The following is a 14,316-nucleotide window of genomic DNA, read 5'->3' as shown; positions in this document are numbered from 1 at the left end:
CCGCATAAAAAATCCGCCTCGCTCATGGAACATATCCGTGCCTTGCGCATTCCTTAATGAACGGCGCGCCACTGTTGGCGCGCCGATTTTGCGACGGCAAGGGCAAGTATGGCGACGTCGAGACCCATCAATTCTTTCAAGACCCCTTGCGAGCAATGTCCCTTGCGGCCTCTGCCGCATTTCAGGGAGTTCAGCCGTGATGAGTTGGAGTTCGTCTCGAGCTTCAAGAGGGGTGAGCTTGCCGTCGATGCCGGCTCCACCATCCTCGTCGAGGGCGCACATAGTGCTCATCTCTTCACGGTGCTCGCTGGCTGGGGCTTCCGCTACAAGATGCTGGAGGACGGCCGCCGCCAGATTCTGAATTATATCATGCCGGGCGACCTGGTCGGCCTGCAGGGAACGATCGCCGGTGAGATGCAGCATTCCGTCGAAGCGCTTTCGCCCGTGTCCCTTTGTGTCTTCGAGCGTGACAGGCTGATGACGCTCTACAACAAGCACGCCTCGCTCGCCTTCGACATCACCTGGATCGCCGCGCGCGAGGAGCGCATTCTGGATGAGCATCTCTTGAGCATAGGCCGCCGCACGGCGCTGGAAAGAGCAGCCTACCTGATCGCTTTCCTGTTCGAGCGTGGTCGGAAGCTCAATATCTTCAACGGCCGCAAATTCATCCCCATTACCCAGCAGCACATCGCCGACACGCTCGGTCTTTCGATCGTTCATACCAACAAGACTTTGAAAAAGCTCAGCGAACGTGGGTTGATCCGCTGGCAGGAACGCGGCTGCGAGGTGCTGAACGGCGAGGAATTGATGGCGATATCAGGCTGGGAAGGGCTCGGAGAGGGCAAACGCCCGTTCATCTAGAGCATTCCTGGCTTTCGGCGTTTGGCTGGAATTGCTCCGACCAATCACCCTGGTTATGTCTTTTTTAAATGCAGATTAGCAGCAGGGAAAATAAGGTCGGCCGTCATCTTATCCTCCGATTTTGATTCTTACCGACCGGACAGAAAAATGGTTTACTCAGAAAAGGTGGCGGAATTCACCGATGGCGTGCCATGCGGGGCACCGGAGGGCAATGATGTTGGCGAAACGGCCGGGGCGCTGCGACAGGCGCCCGACGAGGGGCATCGAATCATGAGCGCAGTCCGTGTTCTGGTTCTTGAAGACAGTCTGATCATCGCGATGGAGGCGGAGGACATCTTGCGCCTGGCCGGCGTCAAGAGCATCGATATCGTCGGCAGTGTGGAGCAGGCAAGGGCTGCCATTGCTGCGGAGACATATGATTTCGCCCTTCTCGATGTCAATCTCGGCGAGGGCATGAGCTTCGGATTCGCCCGCCATCTACTCGATATCGGCATCCCCTTCGGCTTCGTCAGCGGCTATTCCGATACCGGCGATTTCCCGCCCGACCTGCAGCACATACCGCTTCTGGTGAAGCCTTTCGACGAAACAGCGATGCGGGAATTCCTACAGAGGCTTTTCCCGGCAGTCGCCTGACGCGGTTCATGACGGAAGCCAGGCCTTGCACTGCAGCGCGTCTTTTCAGACGCGCAAAGGACGCTGTAACGCGTTGAATTATGCAGTAGGATGATTCGGCAGCCGTAAGGACTTTTTTCGATGCAGTGGCAGGACAATGCGATCATCCTGGGCGTCAAGCGCCACGGTGAGACGAGCGTCATCGCCGAGGTAATGACGCGTGATCGCGGCCGCCATCTCGGCCTGGTGCGCTCCGGTCGCTCGCGCGCCATGCAGCCGGTGCTGCAGGCGGGCAATGCAGTGGAGATCATCTGGCGTGCCCGGCTTGACGAGCATCTGGGCGAATTCCGCGTCGAGCCGGTGACGCTGCGCGCTGCCCGGCTGATGGAAACGGCAACCGCCGTCTACGGTGTCCAGGCGATGGGTGCATTGCTGCGGCTGCTGCCGGAGCGTGACCCGCATCCGCACCTCTTCGATGCGCTGGAGGTCATCCTCGATCACCTGCACAACCCAGCCGATGCCGGCGAGCTCTTCGTGCGTTTCGAGCTTGCGGTGCTGAATGACCTCGGCTTCGGCCTCGATCTTGCCGAATGCGCCGCGACCGGCGCCCGTTCCGATCTCGTCTATGTCTCGCCGAAATCCGGCCGCGCCGTCAGCCGCGCCGCTGGTGCCCCTTGGGCAGACAAGATGCTGCTCCTGCCGCCGTTCCTCAGCATCGAAGGCAATCACGCGGCCGACTTCGATAGTCTCTCCGCCGCATTCCGTCTGACAGGATTCTTTCTGCATCGCCATGTCTACGAGCCGCGTGGCATCGAGGTGGTAGCTGCCCGCGAGGGCTTCGTTCAAGCGGCGCTCAAGGCGCTTAATCCAGCCTTGCGGACGCTTTCGGATCCGAATGGTGTTTCCGCCTGACCTCCGTTTTTTACGGGTGCAAAACATCCTCCGGATTTGGCGGTTTACCCGCCGATGGGCGCTTCCTATGTCTTCACAGGATTGCCAATCAAGGAGGACCTCATGCTGACCAAGACCGCATCATCGACGACGATCACACTCTGGAACGGCCGCGAAATTCCGCGTCTCGGCATGGGATGCTGGGCGATCGGCGGTCCCTTCTTTGCCGGCGACACGCCGCTCGGCTGGGGCGATGTCGATGACGATGAATCCGTGGAAGCGATCAACCGTGCTATCGACCTCGGCATCCGTTTCTTCGACACGGCCTCGAACTACGGCGCCGGCCACTCGGAGGAAGTGCTCGGCCGGGCGATCGGTAATCGCGACGATATTGTCATCGCCACCAAGTTCGGCTTCGCCACCGATCCGGCAAGCAAGCAGGCAACCGGCGCCTTCGCCGATGAGGCCTTCATCCGCCGTTCGGTCGACACCTCGTTGCGCCGCCTGAAGCGCGATCGCCTCGATCTCCTGCAGTTCCACCTCAATGATTTTCCGATGGATCAATCGGATGCCGTCTTCGATACGCTGGAGGCGCTGCGCGCCGAAGGCAAGATCGATGCATTCGGCTGGAGCACCGATTTTCCCGATCGTGCCGCCCGTCATGTCGGCCGCCAGGGCTACGTCTCGATCCAGCATACGATGAATGTTTTCGAACCGGTGCCGGAGATGATCTCGGTAATCGAGGGGAAGGGCCTGATCTCCATCAATCGCGGTCCGCTGGCGATGGGGCTGCTGACCGGCAAGTTCACCGCCGACAAGGCGGTTGGCGCCAAGGATGTCCGTGGGGCAGCCCTTGACTGGATGGTCTATTTCAAGGATGGGCGCATGGCCCCGGAATTCGCCGCAAGGCTCGATGCCGTCCGCGATCTCCTGACATCAGGCGGCCGCACGCTGACGCAGGGCGCGCTTGCCTGGCTCTGGGCACGCTCGCCGCGCACCCTTCCCATCCCGGGCTTCCGCACCGTCGCCCAGGTGGAGGAAAATGCCGGCGCGCTGGTGAAGGGACCCCTGCCGGCCGATGTCATGGCAGGGATCGATACCGCACTCGCGCGTGTGTAATGCTTCTATGCTGCGGCGCGACGCTTGAGCGCCCAGCCTTCCGGCCTCTCTTCAACGATGCGAACGGTGTCACCGATCGTGATCCTGCCGCTGGCTCGCGGCGTGACGTTCCAACCGAAGAGCGGGCCGGGCACGCGCCGGTCGGCCGACATGCGGATGCGGCCCATGGCCGGCATCGGGTTTGATCCCTCGCGGGACCCGGTCAACTGGTCCTGAGTCGTCATGATGCAGCGGGAGCAGGGTTTGACGAGATCGAAGCGGATGCCGGCGATCTCGATCGCCGCCCAGCGGTCCTCCGCCCAGGCCTCGTCAGTATCGATGACGATGTTCGGACGAAAGCGTTCCATACCGACACTGCCTTCGCCATGGGCGGCGAGATCGGCATTCAACGCTTTCAGCGAGCCGGTCGTCGTCACCAGGATCTGGTAGCCGTCGGTAAAGGTGACGGGCGTGGCTTCGCCGGCCCATTCGGCATTCGCCGTCCGCCGTGCCTGCTCGTCGAAGAAGACTAGGCGCACCTCGCGGCCAAGCCATTCGGAAAGCTGCCGGTTGCTCTCCGGATCGGCGACGGCGGCGCTGACGGCAGATTTCCACACGGTCACGTCCATGCGGGTTTCAGGCTGAGGCGGTGCTACCGATATGTCCGTTTTCCCCTGCATCAGCAGCCGAAAAGCACCGGATTCCGGTCGTACCTCGATGCGTGCGAGGTCGGGCAACTCGCGCTGGGTGATGAAGTGCCCTTGCGCATCGGTGATCATCGCCCGCCGGTCGCCGGGAAGCCCATAGGCGTCGATGTCGGCGGCCGGCAGCGCAATGCCACGGGCGCTCTTGAGTGGATAGATGAAGAGGTCGCTGACCAGCATGCCGTTCTCCTAGATTTCGTCCATGAATTCCGAGAGAAAATCGCGCAAGCTCTTGTCACGCGCGGCCGCCAGCCTGCGGCCGGTCTCGGTCTGGAATCCTTCCGCCAGTTTGAACAGCTTCGTCTGGAAATGGTCAATGGCATAACGCTTATCATCGAGCGGGCGGTCTGCAGCCGCCGGGTCGAACGGATCGTAGAGCCCGGATCCCAGTCGCCCGGCGATATAGAAGCAGCGGGCGACGCCGATCATGCCGATCGCGTCCAGCCGGTCTGCATCCTGCAGGATCTTCGCCTCCAGCGTCTGCGGCGCCACGCCAGCCGAGAAACTATGCGCGGTGATTGCGTGGGCTACGGCCTCGATATCCGCGCCGCTCCAGCCGAGTTTCGCCAGGATCGCCGATGCCTTCTCCGCCGCCAAAGCCGATGCTTTTGCCCGCAGCGGCGAATTCTTCTCGACGGCGACGCAGTCGTGCAGCAGCACGGAAGCGGCAAGAACCCGCCCGTCGCCGCCTTCTGCCGCATGGATGCGCATGGCATTCCTGAAGACGCGCAGGATATGGGCAAGGTCGTGCGAGCCGTCGTCGCCATCGGCCGCATGCGCAATCAGCGCCGCCGCAAGCGTTTCGTGTGGAGAGAAGGCTTCAGCCTCGAACATTGCGCCACCTGTTCATGAAGAAGGTCGTTTTCCGCCGATAGAATATCGGGGCGGAAGTGGATGCGGACGGGTATGAGAATCCGACAAACAGCTCTCGCAATCGCAGCCGAATTTGTAGCGGCTTGCCATGCGAGTCGCAATCGAGGGTGATCTCAGCGCTTGGTTTTGGGAAGACGCGTCACGCCGCCGTTCTTCGGCGGCAGGGAGAGAAGATGAGGCACGTCACGCGCCGGTCTCGGCGGGCTGATGTGATAACCCTGGATCTCGTCGCATTCCTCGCACTCGAGCAGCGCCAGCTGCGCGGCCGTCTCGACACCCTCGACGGTGACGCGCATGCCGAGCGCATCGCCGAGCAGGATGATCGCATGCATAATCGCATGCGCTTCCTTGTTGTCGACGATGTCGTTGACGAAGGATTTGTCGATCTTGATCTTGTCGAAGGGGAAGCTCGAGAGGTAGCTCAGTGAGGAATAGCCGGTTCCGAAATCGTCCATCGAGATGCGGATGCCGCGCTCCTTCAGCGCATGCAGGATCGGTAGCACTTCGCTCAGATTTTCCATCAGCACGCTCTCGGTGATCTCGAGTTCGAGCCGCGACGGCGACAGCGCCGCGGCGGCAAGCGCCTCGCTGACATCACGCGTCAGGTCGCTGCTGCTGAACTGGATTGCCGAAACGTTGACGGCGATCTTGATGCCTTCAGGCCATTGCGCTGCATCGTTGCAGGCCCGGCGCAAAACCCAACGGCCGATATCGACGACGAGGCCGACCTCTTCGGCAAGCGGAATGAAATCCATCGGTGGAACGCGGCCCCGCACCGGGTGGTTCCAGCGGATCAGGGCTTCGAAGCCGCAGATGCGCCGCTGCGAGAGGTCATAAAGCGGTTGGTAATGCAGCTCGAATTCCTCGTTCTCAACGGCTGCTTTGAGGTCCGCCTCCAGCGCGTGGCGCAGCTGCATCTGCGCTTCCATCTCACTGGCGAAGAAGCGCTCGCGTTTTCGCCCGTCCGCCTTGGCATGTGACAGCGCCACGCCGGCATTTTTCAGCAGGATATCGGTTTCCTCGCCATCCTCAGGGGCGATTGCGACGCCCATGGAGACGCTGAGCTCCACCTGTTTTTCGCCGTGGAAGAATGGCTCGGAAAGCTCCCGGCGGATCTGCTCGGCAAGCGCCGTCACGTTCCACGGCTGCTGCTTGCCCGTCTGCAGGATGGCGAATTCGTCCGAGCCGAGTCGCGCCAGGGTGTTTTCCGAACCGGCCGAGGATCGAACGCGCTCCGCGACCTGCTGCAGGATCTTGTCGCCGGCTGAAACGCCCATCGTGTTGTTGATCGATTTGAACCGGTCGAGATTGAGGTGAACGAGGGCGATCTGCTCATCCGGCTTACGTTCAGTAAGCGTCGCATCGACCTGTTCGCGAAAATGGATGCGGTTTGGAAGGCCGGTCAGCGGGTCGTGGTGGGCGAGATAGGTGATGCGCTCGGCCGCCCTTCGATCCTCGGTAATATCGGCATGAATGGAAATGCTGCTGCCGTCGGAAAGGATAGTCACCATGCTCTGGATGATGCGGCCATCATCCATCAACCATTCGCGCCGACGCAGACTACTGCTTCTTGCGGTTGCGGAGGAATGTCGCCCGGTCCGCCGGCCGGGCTTGGCGTTCTCCCTACCACGCATTTTGGCCGTGAGATCGGTGATTGTCGCGCCGGCAGTGAGATCTTCTTGCGTCAGGCCGAAGAGCTGACGGAAGCGGATGTTGGAAAGCGTCAGCCGCTGGTCGGCGTCGAAGACGCTGAGACCAAGCGGCAGGTTGTTGAGAATGATTTCGAAGAGTTTTTTCTGTCCGTCGAATGCCTGGGTGAGGGCTGATACATTGCCTCTCAGCACATGGTTTTCTCTCAGCAGCGTTTCCACGCTTCTCTCGATTTCGTCATAGTTGCTTTCATGGACGCGATAGGTCGCAATCACGAGATCCATCAGACGCTGCGCATCGATCGATCCATCGTCAGTAACGGCCTGAGTGCATTGCTGCCAGAAAAGCGCTTCAGCTTTCATGTGGATGCGTCTTGCGCAGCAGATGCCCCGGCATCGGGGGAAGGTGCCTTCGATTGACGTACGTGCATCATTACGCCGGACATGAAAACCTTTCTCAAATGAACACAGAAATTGCTTTTTATAGCCGGACTGTCTGGTGGCAATGCGTGACGCCCATTTTCTATCGGTCGAATTAATATTCGGTTGCAGTGCAACAGCGACGGGCACTTGGTCAGACAATTGTTTGTATGTGAAAAATCGCTGAAATATGCGGGAAATCGGCCAATTGGCGCAGGCGGCATGCGACTTCGCGGCATTCCGTTAACCTCTGTCAATCATTGTTAATGAGAAGTTAACAACTTATTGACGCACTGCGCAAATCAGTTTAACCACCGAGTCAGCACTGATTTTCCACGTTCGTATTGCGTACAAACACCACTGGCAAAAGGCGGTGAATGGAGGTTTGTATGACCAGCACCACATCCGTTTCAGACACCTCATATGCATATCTGGCGACGCTTTCGCGTCTCGATGCCAATGGCGATGGCGTCCTCAGCCGCGGCGAACGTGCCGCCGATGAGAAGCCCGGCATCATCAAGGAACTCCTGGAAGACGACACGCGCGGCGACACGCAGCCGAAATTTTCCGGCAGCCTGATCGCGCTGATGATGGACACGCGCAACAGTGGCACGGCAAGCAGCATCGCCGTTTCCTATCCGTTGCAGCAGACCGCGCCGGCGACCGGCAATCAGTCCGACGATCTCTACCGTAACACTTATGGCCAGTTCGACTTCAACGCTGTGGCCTGACGACCGCCGTCTCAATTCGGGCGATCTGCAAGCCGGCCATTTGGCCGGCTTTTCTCGTTCGATTTCTCTGCGCATAACCCCGAAAATCGGAATGATTTTCGGAAAGGATTATGCGCCAATTTAAAGTCGTAGAGCGTCCTTAGCGCGTCCTACCGGACGCGCGGCGCTCTACTGCATAACCCCGAAAATCGGAATGATTTTCGGAAAGGATTATGCGCCAATTTAAAGTCGTAGAGCGTCCTTAGCGCGTCCTGTCGGACGCGCGGCGCTCCAGATCAGGAACACCTTCCGGTTTGATACGTTCAGAAGGACAACCGGTCGGAAGGAGATATCCATGAAAGCCATGCGCATCATCGCCGCCTTGAGCCTGCTTGCGGTTGCATTGCCGGCAGGCGCTCAGGACAAGCAGACGGCGGTCGCCAATTTCGTCGGCAAGGACGGCAAGGAAGACGGTCGCGCACAGCTGACGGCTGCCGCCACTGGCGGCGTCCTGATCGAAGTCGAGATATCGGGACTGCCTGTGAATAAATGGGTGGCGTTCCATGTTCATGAGACCGGCCGCTGCGACGCCGCGACCCATCACGAATCGGCGGGCGGTCATTTCAATCCTGAGAAGGCGGAGCACGGCATTCTTGCCGCCAAGGGACCGCACGCCGGCGATATGCCCAATCAATATGTCGGGCAGGACGGCATGCTACGGGCACAGATCTTCGACAGCATGGTCACGCTCGACGGCAAGACCGACGGCATTCGAGGACGCGCATTGATGGTGCACGCCAATTCGGATGATTATCGCAGCCAGCCTTCTGGTGATGCCGGCGAAAGACTTTCCTGCGGCGTCATCCAATAGCTACGGCACAATTCCTTAAATCGGAATCGATTGAAGGACAAAGCCATGCAGCAATTCAAGGTGCGCGCAGCGTAGCTGATCTTAATAAGATCCGCGGCGCTGCAATGTCTCACTGCCGCGTCTGCGTCGCCTTTTCGGCCGTTGCCCCGCCGTTGGATTTTTTTGACGGCGCGGCATCTGGAGCATCCGCCACAGCGGCAGGATTCTCGTCGAAGGCGAGTTTCACGCGCTTCACCATGTCACGGCTGACCAGCCACCAATCGCCGGTCTTTGCCCAGTAGCGCAGCGTTACGGAGATCGCACTGTCACCGAGGCTATCGATGAAGACGCTGGGTGCCGGTGACGTCAGCACTCTGGAATCGGCTTTGGCAAGGCGCATCAGCCTCTCCATCGCCAAATCGACGTCATCCTTGGCGGCGACGCTGATTTTCAGCTCGTCCCGCCGCGTCGGCTCGCGGCTGAAATTGGTAATCGGCGTGTTCCAGAGCGTCGAATTCGGCGCCAACCGGTAGAGCCCGTCGCCGGTTCTGAGTTCGGTCGCAAACAATCCGATTTCGCGCACCGTGCCGGCCACGCTGCTAGTCTCGATATATTCGCCGACGCGGAACGGCCTGAGGATCAGCAGCATGATGCCGGCGGCGATATTCTGCAGTGTCCCTTGCAGCGCCAGTCCGATCGCCAGACCTGCCGCGCCAAGGGCGGCGATGATCGAGGCGGTCTGGACGCCGAATTGACCGAGCACGGTGATGAACACCAGGATGAGCAGCGCATAGCGCAGAACATTGGTGAAGAATCGCGCCAGCGTCTCGTCGATGCCATGAACGCGCGACAGGCCTTCATAGGCCCAGCGGCTGGCAAAGCCGGCCAGCGTCCAGCCAAGGACGAGCAGGATCACCGCTCCGAGGACGGAGAAGGAATATTGCACGGCAAGTGCGCTTGCCTGGCTGAGTGCCGTTCGCGTGGCAAGGAGGACATCGGCTGCCTGTTGTTCCATGATCTGGCCCTGTCGGTTGTGCGTGGTCGGGGCTAGATGGAGCGGCTGGCGGCAGGGTCAACCGCAGGCGGCGTCTCGGATCGCAAGCACGAAGGGCGCATTGCCGTCGGCATCCGCGCCGCGTCCGATTGCCCGCACCGCCGCGACCAGCCTGCCGCTGCGGTTAAGCAGCGCGTCACCGATCTCGATCAGCCGGGCATTCGGCGTCGCGAAAGGAGAGGCGGCCCGCAGCCGGCGAGCAAGCATTTCCTCGCTCTGATCGGGTGCCAGCGACAGCGCGGCAATGAGCGCTGCGGCCGGCGATCGCGACACGCCCATCCAGCAATGGATGAGCAGCGGCGTCTCCTGCCGCCACGAAGCGGCAAAGTCGATAATCCCCTGCACATGCGTCTCGTCAGGCGCCACGAGATCGCCGGTGCCCTTGAAGACGATATCGTTCATACCAAGTGTCAGATGACGATCGGCCGCGATCACGCCCGGCCGGTGAAAGGCTTGCTCCTTGGCGATCAGGCTTATCATGTCACGCGCCTTGTGGCGCACTGCCATTTCCGCGATGCGCGACAGCGGCGAGACGACGATGAAGGTCACGATACCATCTCCCGCTCGACCTCGATCGCCGCGAAGCGCTCGCAGAACAACCGCTGCGCTTCGATCGCCGGCAGGGGCTCGATCATCAGCATGTCCTTGCTGATGCCACGCGGCTGGCCGAAGAATTTCTGCGCCTCGGCGGGTGTGAAACCAGCCAGCACGGTAGCTTCGAAATAGGCGGCGATCGTGTCGGCTTTTTTGATCCGGTCCTTGAGATCGCGCGAGGGATGCGGCGGCAGGCCGAAGCGCAGGTGCACGGCGGCCTCCAGCCGCTTTTCCACCGTCTTGTAGCCGCCGCCGACCACCGATTTGAACGGCGAGATCATGTCGCCGATCACATATTCGGGTGCATCGTGCAGCAGCGCCATCAGGCACTCCTGCGGCCGCGCGTCGTTGAAGCGGCGGAAGATATCCTCGACGACGAGACTGTGCTGCGCCACCGAAAAAGCATGATCTCCGGAGGTCTGGCCGTTCCAGCGGGCCACGCGCGCAAGCCCGTGAGCGATGTCGATGAGTTCGACATCGAGCGGCGAGGGGTCGAGCAGGTCGAGCCTGCGCCCGGACAGCATGCGCTGCCAGGCCCGCGGAGCTTTCGGCGGTGTCACGCGCTGGCCTCGTCGCCGCTTGTGGGAAAGAGGAGACCGGACCATGCCGGCAGGACGAGGGAAACAGGCGTGTCGCCGGCCAGCAATGGCGTGCCTGCTGCCATCGCGGCGCCGGCGCGGTCGATGCGGACGATCGCAAGTCCATTGCCGCCTTCGACCGAACCGAGTGTTCCCACCGGCTTGCCGGCGGCGGTAATCTCCGTCCCGGTCCCCGGCAGATCCGTTGTGGCGGACACCGTCACAACGCGCCGGCGCGCAGTGCCGCGATGCTGCATGCGCGAGACGACCTCCTGGCCGACATAGCAACCTTTCCTGAAGGAGAGGCCACCGTTGAAATCCATCAGCACGTCGTGCGGGAAGGCATCCTGCAGGGCGAAATCAGATCCTGATGTGACGACGCCGTGGCTGATGCGCAGCGCGTCATAGAGCGCTTCTGCACCATCGCCATGTTTGCCGGGCCGGCGGATCAGCGTGACCCCCGCCTTGTCGAAGCGGCTGTCTCGGACGCCTTGGCTGTCTCGGGCGCCTTGGCTGCCCCGGGCGCTCTGGCTGCCCCAGGCGCCCTCGGCATCCTCGCCCCAGGAAACGGTAACGCCCTCTTCGGTGCTTGGCGCAAGTGCGACGGCGGCGCGTAGCTTGTACATCGTCAGCCGCTTCAGCAGCCCGTCGCGCTGGCCGGCATCGGTCTCGATCGTGTAACCTTCGCCGTGCCGCCAGATCATGAAGTCGAAGAGGATCTTGCCCTGCGGCGTCAGCAATGCCCCGGGCCGCGCCTCATCGGCCTCGATCGCGGCGATATCGGTGGTGATCAGGTTCTGCAGGAAGGATTGGGCTTCCGCGCCGCTGACGAAGAGCAAGGAGCGGTCTTTCAGGAATACGGCTGGCATGGCGGAACCTGTCGCGTTGGTTATCGCTCAGAGGTATGTCTTCATGAGGTGGATCGCAAGCGCCATGCGAAACGTGAAAAGCGCAGGCGAGACGGGCATCAATCGCCTGCTGTGAAGAATTTCCATTTACCCTCAGGCGTAATGCCGAGGCGATAGAAATTATATCCGCCGAATTCCTGCATGTCGGAGAGATCGCCGGCCGTGACGATGCGCAACAACTCGACGCGCTCCGGCGGTGTCAGCGACTTCAGGTCCTTCTCGGCAAAATAGGGCCACACATACATGTCGTCGGGCGTGCCCTGGCCGACATGCACGAAGCCGGTCGAGATGATGTCGAGCATGATGGCAAGGATCTCGTCGCCGTCAGGATCGCCCGACAGATCCTTCAGCGTGCCGATCGGATCGTCGGTCGGTTCGCCCACAGTCACCTGCGTCTGGTCGGCGCCGGCGCCCATCAGCGGCCGCAGCCGCTCGAGATCGCCGGAGGCGGCCGCCTCGACGATCTGCTCGCGCATTTTGCGAACCGGTTCTGGCACCTTGCTGATGTCGTAGATCACCTCGACGGGCTTGGAATTATCCTGGGCGCCGGGCGTCTTGTCGACACCCTGATTGCTCTGGCTGTTGACCAGCGGGTCGGCCATGGGAACGCCGGGAGTGGCCCCGCCCTGAGGCTGGCTCTGTCCCTGAGCGCTTCCCTGTGCGGGCGGCGTCTCGTTAGCCGCCTGGCCAGGGATCTTGTGCAGTTCGGAAAGCGCGTAGGCTGCCGGCGCAAGGAAAACATTGCCGGCGGCGAGGCTGAACGCAAGCAGCACCGGCGCGAGCGAAATTCGCGAAACTTTCTCTTTACCGGTGTGCATCAAACTCTCTGATAACAATTATTGCAGGGTGCGGTTCGTAGAGAATTCGCCGGCAAGCATGCGCTCACGCAGTGAATCCAGCAGGGCTTCGGCGCTCTTTTCCCCATGCAATCTGATCGTCTCGCGCAGCGCATGTGCAATGGCAGCATCTGCGATGATTTCAGGCTCGATCCCGTCGGCCATACCGTCGGCCCAAGCCTCGTTCTGGTACTCCAGAGCTGCCTGCATCTTTTCGTGGACGATCATGTCGTCGATGTCGTTGAGGCTTGCTTCCATTGTTTTTTCCTCAGCACTTCCCATGTCTTACTGCACCGTTAACAACACTAACAGCCTTTTCCCAAAACGACACGTCCGCTTGCGAAAACAGGTTAATTAAACGTCAATTTCCAAAGCGCGAGGTAATTTCTGTGGCAAGTGTTGCACCTTCGTTACGGTAGCGCTCTTCTGCCACGATGGCCGCCGGGGTGCAATCCGTATAGACCGAGGCGAAGGCGCGATAGCCGCGATTGAAGGCCGCTGTCAGCTTTTCCTTGCGCTGCGGCTCGTTGCCGGTCTCCGAATCGAGCAACTGCTGCATGCCGTTTCGCCACTCGTCGCCGCCAGGAGCCTTGCAGAGCGTTCTGAGATAATGCACCGAACCCAGCACCTCGGCGAACCGCGCCAGCTTGTCGTCATAGGGCACGGTCACGATCGGCGGTGCAATCTGCTCCTCCTGTGGAGGCGGCGTATTCTTGCCCTGCGCCATCGTGGGGCCGGCGAGGACGAGCAGGGACAGAAAAACGCGTCGAACGGGAATCATGTTCACAGTTGATATGCTCAGCATGACGGCAACAAGGCGTGCTTGAAAGTTTCCACGTCTATTCGCCGCCCGCCAGCCGCTCTGCGCATTCGAGCACGCTCTGCGGCACGGGCAGTCGCCGGATTTCCTCTACCGTATACCAGCCGAGGGCGGCCGCATCGTCGGCGGCTTGCGCCACCGCGTCCCGATCCGCATCGACGCGGAAGACCGACAGCAGGAAATGGCTGTTGACGCTGCCGTCGGCAGCATGCGTTTTCAGGTCGTAGGTCGAAAACAGCCGCGGATTATGTGCCGAAATGCCGGTCTCTTCATGCAGTTCGCGCAATGCCGTTTGCTCCGGCGTTTCGCCGGGCTCGGCCCGCCCGCCGGGAAAGGCATACATGTCAGCGGAAGGCGGGTTGCGCCGCAACACGAGGAGGAATCGTCCTTCGCGTTCGAGAATGGCGGAGGAGGCGGCTTTGGCGGTGGAGATCATCGGAGGCTGCTCTTGCTGTGATGGCCCATCTTATCGGAGGAATAGTGCGACGGGGATTCGAAAGGTGCTTCCGTGACCTACATCATCTTTGCGTTTGCTGCCCTCTTCGAGATCGCCGGCTGCTTTGCCTTCTGGGCATGGCTGAAGCTCGAAAAGCCCGTCTGGTGGCTGGCGCCGGGCATGGTCTCCCTGGCGCTTTTCGCGTGGCTTCTGACGCTGGTGCCGAGCGAAGCTGCCGGCCGTACCTTCGCGGCCTATGGCGGCATTTATATCCTCGCCTCGCTGCTCTGGCTCTGGCTGGTCGAAGCCCGCGTGCCTGATCGTTATGATATCGGCGGCGCGCTGATCTGCCTTGCCGGCGCCAGCCTTATCCTCTTCGCGCCGAGAGGCTAAGGCGTCTTGACCGGATATGAGTCGAGTGT

18 protein-coding genes are annotated in these 14,316 nt (G+C 61.0%); 7 read left to right on the top strand and 11 right to left on the bottom strand.

Going from position 1 to position 14,316, the window contains the following annotated elements; all coding sequences use genetic code 11:
- The first annotated feature begins 108 nt into the window (after window positions 1-108).
- The 4 genes from A6U98_RS26645 (at window position 109) to A6U98_RS26630 (ending at window position 3,483) form a co-directional block, all read left to right on the top strand.
- Entirely contained in the window at window positions 109-861 is a 753-nt protein-coding gene (locus tag A6U98_RS26645; RefSeq protein ID WP_064653984.1) for a Crp/Fnr family transcriptional regulator, read from the top strand.
- A 147-nt stretch (window positions 862-1,008) separates the two neighbouring features.
- Complete coding sequence (locus A6U98_RS26640) at window positions 1,009-1,494, top strand: response regulator (protein WP_064653983.1); 486 nt, start codon at window positions 1,009-1,011, stop codon at window positions 1,492-1,494.
- A 120-nt stretch (window positions 1,495-1,614) separates the two neighbouring features.
- A complete protein-coding gene (recO, locus tag A6U98_RS26635) occupies window positions 1,615-2,385 on the top strand; it encodes a DNA repair protein RecO (protein ID WP_064653982.1) in 771 nt (256 codons plus the stop codon).
- A 102-nt stretch (window positions 2,386-2,487) separates the two neighbouring features.
- A complete protein-coding gene (locus A6U98_RS26630; protein WP_064654164.1) occupies window positions 2,488-3,483 on the top strand; it encodes an aldo/keto reductase in 996 nt (331 codons plus the stop codon).
- Window positions 3,484-3,488: 5 nt separating this feature from the next.
- Here the strand turns inward: A6U98_RS26630 and A6U98_RS26625 are convergent, their stop codons facing one another.
- The 3 genes from A6U98_RS26625 to A6U98_RS26615 all read right to left on the bottom strand — a co-directional run bounded on the left by A6U98_RS26625 (window position 3,489) and on the right by A6U98_RS26615 (window position 7,051).
- On the bottom strand, window positions 3,489-4,346 hold the full coding sequence (locus tag A6U98_RS26625; RefSeq protein WP_064653981.1) for an MOSC domain-containing protein: 858 nt from the start codon (window positions 4,344-4,346) through the stop codon (window positions 3,489-3,491).
- 9 nt (window positions 4,347-4,355) lie between these two features.
- A complete protein-coding gene (locus tag A6U98_RS26620) occupies window positions 4,356-5,000 on the bottom strand; it encodes an HD domain-containing protein (protein ID WP_064653980.1) in 645 nt (214 codons plus the stop codon).
- A 152-nt stretch (window positions 5,001-5,152) separates the two neighbouring features.
- A complete protein-coding gene (locus tag A6U98_RS26615; RefSeq protein ID WP_064653979.1) occupies window positions 5,153-7,051 on the bottom strand; it encodes an EAL domain-containing protein in 1,899 nt (632 codons plus the stop codon).
- Window positions 7,052-7,485: 434 nt separating this feature from the next.
- On the opposite strand from A6U98_RS26615, the gene A6U98_RS26610 reads away from it, so the two are divergent.
- A complete protein-coding gene (locus A6U98_RS26610) occupies window positions 7,486-7,839 on the top strand; it encodes a hypothetical protein (RefSeq protein ID WP_197496445.1) in 354 nt (117 codons plus the stop codon).
- Between the two features lie 334 nt (window positions 7,840-8,173).
- Complete coding sequence (locus A6U98_RS26605; RefSeq protein ID WP_064653977.1) at window positions 8,174-8,689, top strand: superoxide dismutase family protein; 516 nt, start codon at window positions 8,174-8,176, stop codon at window positions 8,687-8,689.
- A gap of 109 nt (window positions 8,690-8,798) precedes the next feature.
- Here A6U98_RS26605 and A6U98_RS26600 read toward each other — a convergent pair whose 3' ends face one another.
- The 8 genes from A6U98_RS26600 to A6U98_RS26565 form a co-directional block, all read right to left on the bottom strand.
- Window positions 8,799-9,683, bottom strand: a complete 885-nt coding sequence (locus A6U98_RS26600) for a mechanosensitive ion channel domain-containing protein (RefSeq protein WP_064653976.1) — start codon at window positions 9,681-9,683, stop codon at window positions 8,799-8,801.
- Window positions 9,684-9,740: 57 nt separating this feature from the next.
- Complete coding sequence (locus tag A6U98_RS26595) at window positions 9,741-10,271, bottom strand: tyrosine phosphatase family protein (RefSeq protein WP_064653975.1); 531 nt, start codon at window positions 10,269-10,271, stop codon at window positions 9,741-9,743.
- Complete coding sequence (locus A6U98_RS26590; protein WP_064653974.1) at window positions 10,268-10,876, bottom strand: HD family hydrolase; 609 nt, start codon at window positions 10,874-10,876, stop codon at window positions 10,268-10,270. Before A6U98_RS26590 ends, A6U98_RS26595 begins: the two co-directional genes overlap by 4 nt.
- Window positions 10,873-11,763, bottom strand: coding sequence for a folate-binding protein YgfZ (locus A6U98_RS26585; RefSeq protein WP_064653973.1), 891 nt, complete (start codon window positions 11,761-11,763; stop codon window positions 10,873-10,875). Before A6U98_RS26585 ends, A6U98_RS26590 begins: the two co-directional genes overlap by 4 nt.
- A gap of 98 nt (window positions 11,764-11,861) precedes the next feature.
- The gene (locus A6U98_RS26580) at window positions 11,862-12,620 is read right to left on the bottom strand and encodes a hypothetical protein (protein ID WP_064653972.1); all 759 of its coding nucleotides are present in this window, start codon (window positions 12,618-12,620) and stop codon (window positions 11,862-11,864) included.
- Window positions 12,621-12,638: 18 nt separating this feature from the next.
- Window positions 12,639-12,896, bottom strand: coding sequence for a hypothetical protein (locus A6U98_RS26575; RefSeq protein ID WP_064653971.1), 258 nt, complete (start codon window positions 12,894-12,896; stop codon window positions 12,639-12,641).
- Window positions 12,897-12,999: 103 nt separating this feature from the next.
- Window positions 13,000-13,443 (bottom strand): TIGR02301 family protein, encoded by a 444-nt coding sequence (locus A6U98_RS26570; RefSeq protein ID WP_064653970.1) that lies wholly within the window; start codon window positions 13,441-13,443, stop codon window positions 13,000-13,002.
- Between the two features lie 34 nt (window positions 13,444-13,477).
- Window positions 13,478-13,894, bottom strand: coding sequence for an NUDIX domain-containing protein (locus A6U98_RS26565; RefSeq protein ID WP_064653969.1), 417 nt, complete (start codon window positions 13,892-13,894; stop codon window positions 13,478-13,480).
- A 72-nt stretch (window positions 13,895-13,966) separates the two neighbouring features.
- Here A6U98_RS26565 and A6U98_RS26560 point away from each other — a divergent pair, with 72 nt between their 5' ends.
- Window positions 13,967-14,287, top strand: a complete 321-nt coding sequence (locus A6U98_RS26560) for a YnfA family protein (protein ID WP_064653968.1) — start codon at window positions 13,967-13,969, stop codon at window positions 14,285-14,287.
- The last annotated feature ends 29 nt before the right edge of the window (window positions 14,288-14,316 follow it).

The sequence above is a fragment of the Rhizobium sp. WYCCWR10014 genome, from assembly GCF_001657485.1.
Lineage (GTDB): Bacteria > Pseudomonadota > Alphaproteobacteria > Rhizobiales > Rhizobiaceae > Rhizobium.
Note: the sequence above shows the minus strand (reverse complement) of the source record. Positions and strands in the feature narration are given on the sequence as shown.

Bases quoted from the DNA above. Each gene is read 5' to 3' on its own strand.
- A6U98_RS26645 (WP_064653984.1), top strand. From the start codon at position 109: ATGGCGACGTCGAGACCCATCAATTCTTTCAAGACCCCTTGCGAGCAA.
- A6U98_RS26640 (WP_064653983.1), top strand. From the start codon at position 1,009: ATGGTTTACTCAGAAAAGGTGGCGGAATTCACCGATGGCGTGCCATGC.
- recO (WP_064653982.1), top strand. From the start codon at position 1,615: ATGCAGTGGCAGGACAATGCGATCATCCTGGGCGTCAAGCGCCACGGT.
- A6U98_RS26630 (WP_064654164.1), top strand. From the start codon at position 2,488: ATGCTGACCAAGACCGCATCATCGACGACGATCACACTCTGGAACGGC.
- A6U98_RS26625 (WP_064653981.1), bottom strand. From the start codon at position 4,346: ATGCTGGTCAGCGACCTCTTCATCTATCCACTCAAGAGCGCCCGTGGC.
- A6U98_RS26620 (WP_064653980.1), bottom strand. From the start codon at position 5,000: ATGTTCGAGGCTGAAGCCTTCTCTCCACACGAAACGCTTGCGGCGGCG.
- A6U98_RS26615 (WP_064653979.1), bottom strand. From the start codon at position 7,051: ATGAAAGCTGAAGCGCTTTTCTGGCAGCAATGCACTCAGGCCGTTACT.
- A6U98_RS26610 (WP_197496445.1), top strand. From the start codon at position 7,486: ATGGAGGTTTGTATGACCAGCACCACATCCGTTTCAGACACCTCATAT.
- A6U98_RS26605 (WP_064653977.1), top strand. From the start codon at position 8,174: ATGAAAGCCATGCGCATCATCGCCGCCTTGAGCCTGCTTGCGGTTGCA.
- A6U98_RS26600 (WP_064653976.1), bottom strand. From the start codon at position 9,683: ATGGAACAACAGGCAGCCGATGTCCTCCTTGCCACGCGAACGGCACTC.
- A6U98_RS26585 (WP_064653973.1), bottom strand. From the start codon at position 11,763: ATGCCAGCCGTATTCCTGAAAGACCGCTCCTTGCTCTTCGTCAGCGGC.
- A6U98_RS26580 (WP_064653972.1), bottom strand. From the start codon at position 12,620: ATGCACACCGGTAAAGAGAAAGTTTCGCGAATTTCGCTCGCGCCGGTG.
- A6U98_RS26575 (WP_064653971.1), bottom strand. From the start codon at position 12,896: ATGGAAGCAAGCCTCAACGACATCGACGACATGATCGTCCACGAAAAG.
- A6U98_RS26570 (WP_064653970.1), bottom strand. From the start codon at position 13,443: ATGCTGAGCATATCAACTGTGAACATGATTCCCGTTCGACGCGTTTTT.
- A6U98_RS26565 (WP_064653969.1), bottom strand. From the start codon at position 13,894: ATGATCTCCACCGCCAAAGCCGCCTCCTCCGCCATTCTCGAACGCGAA.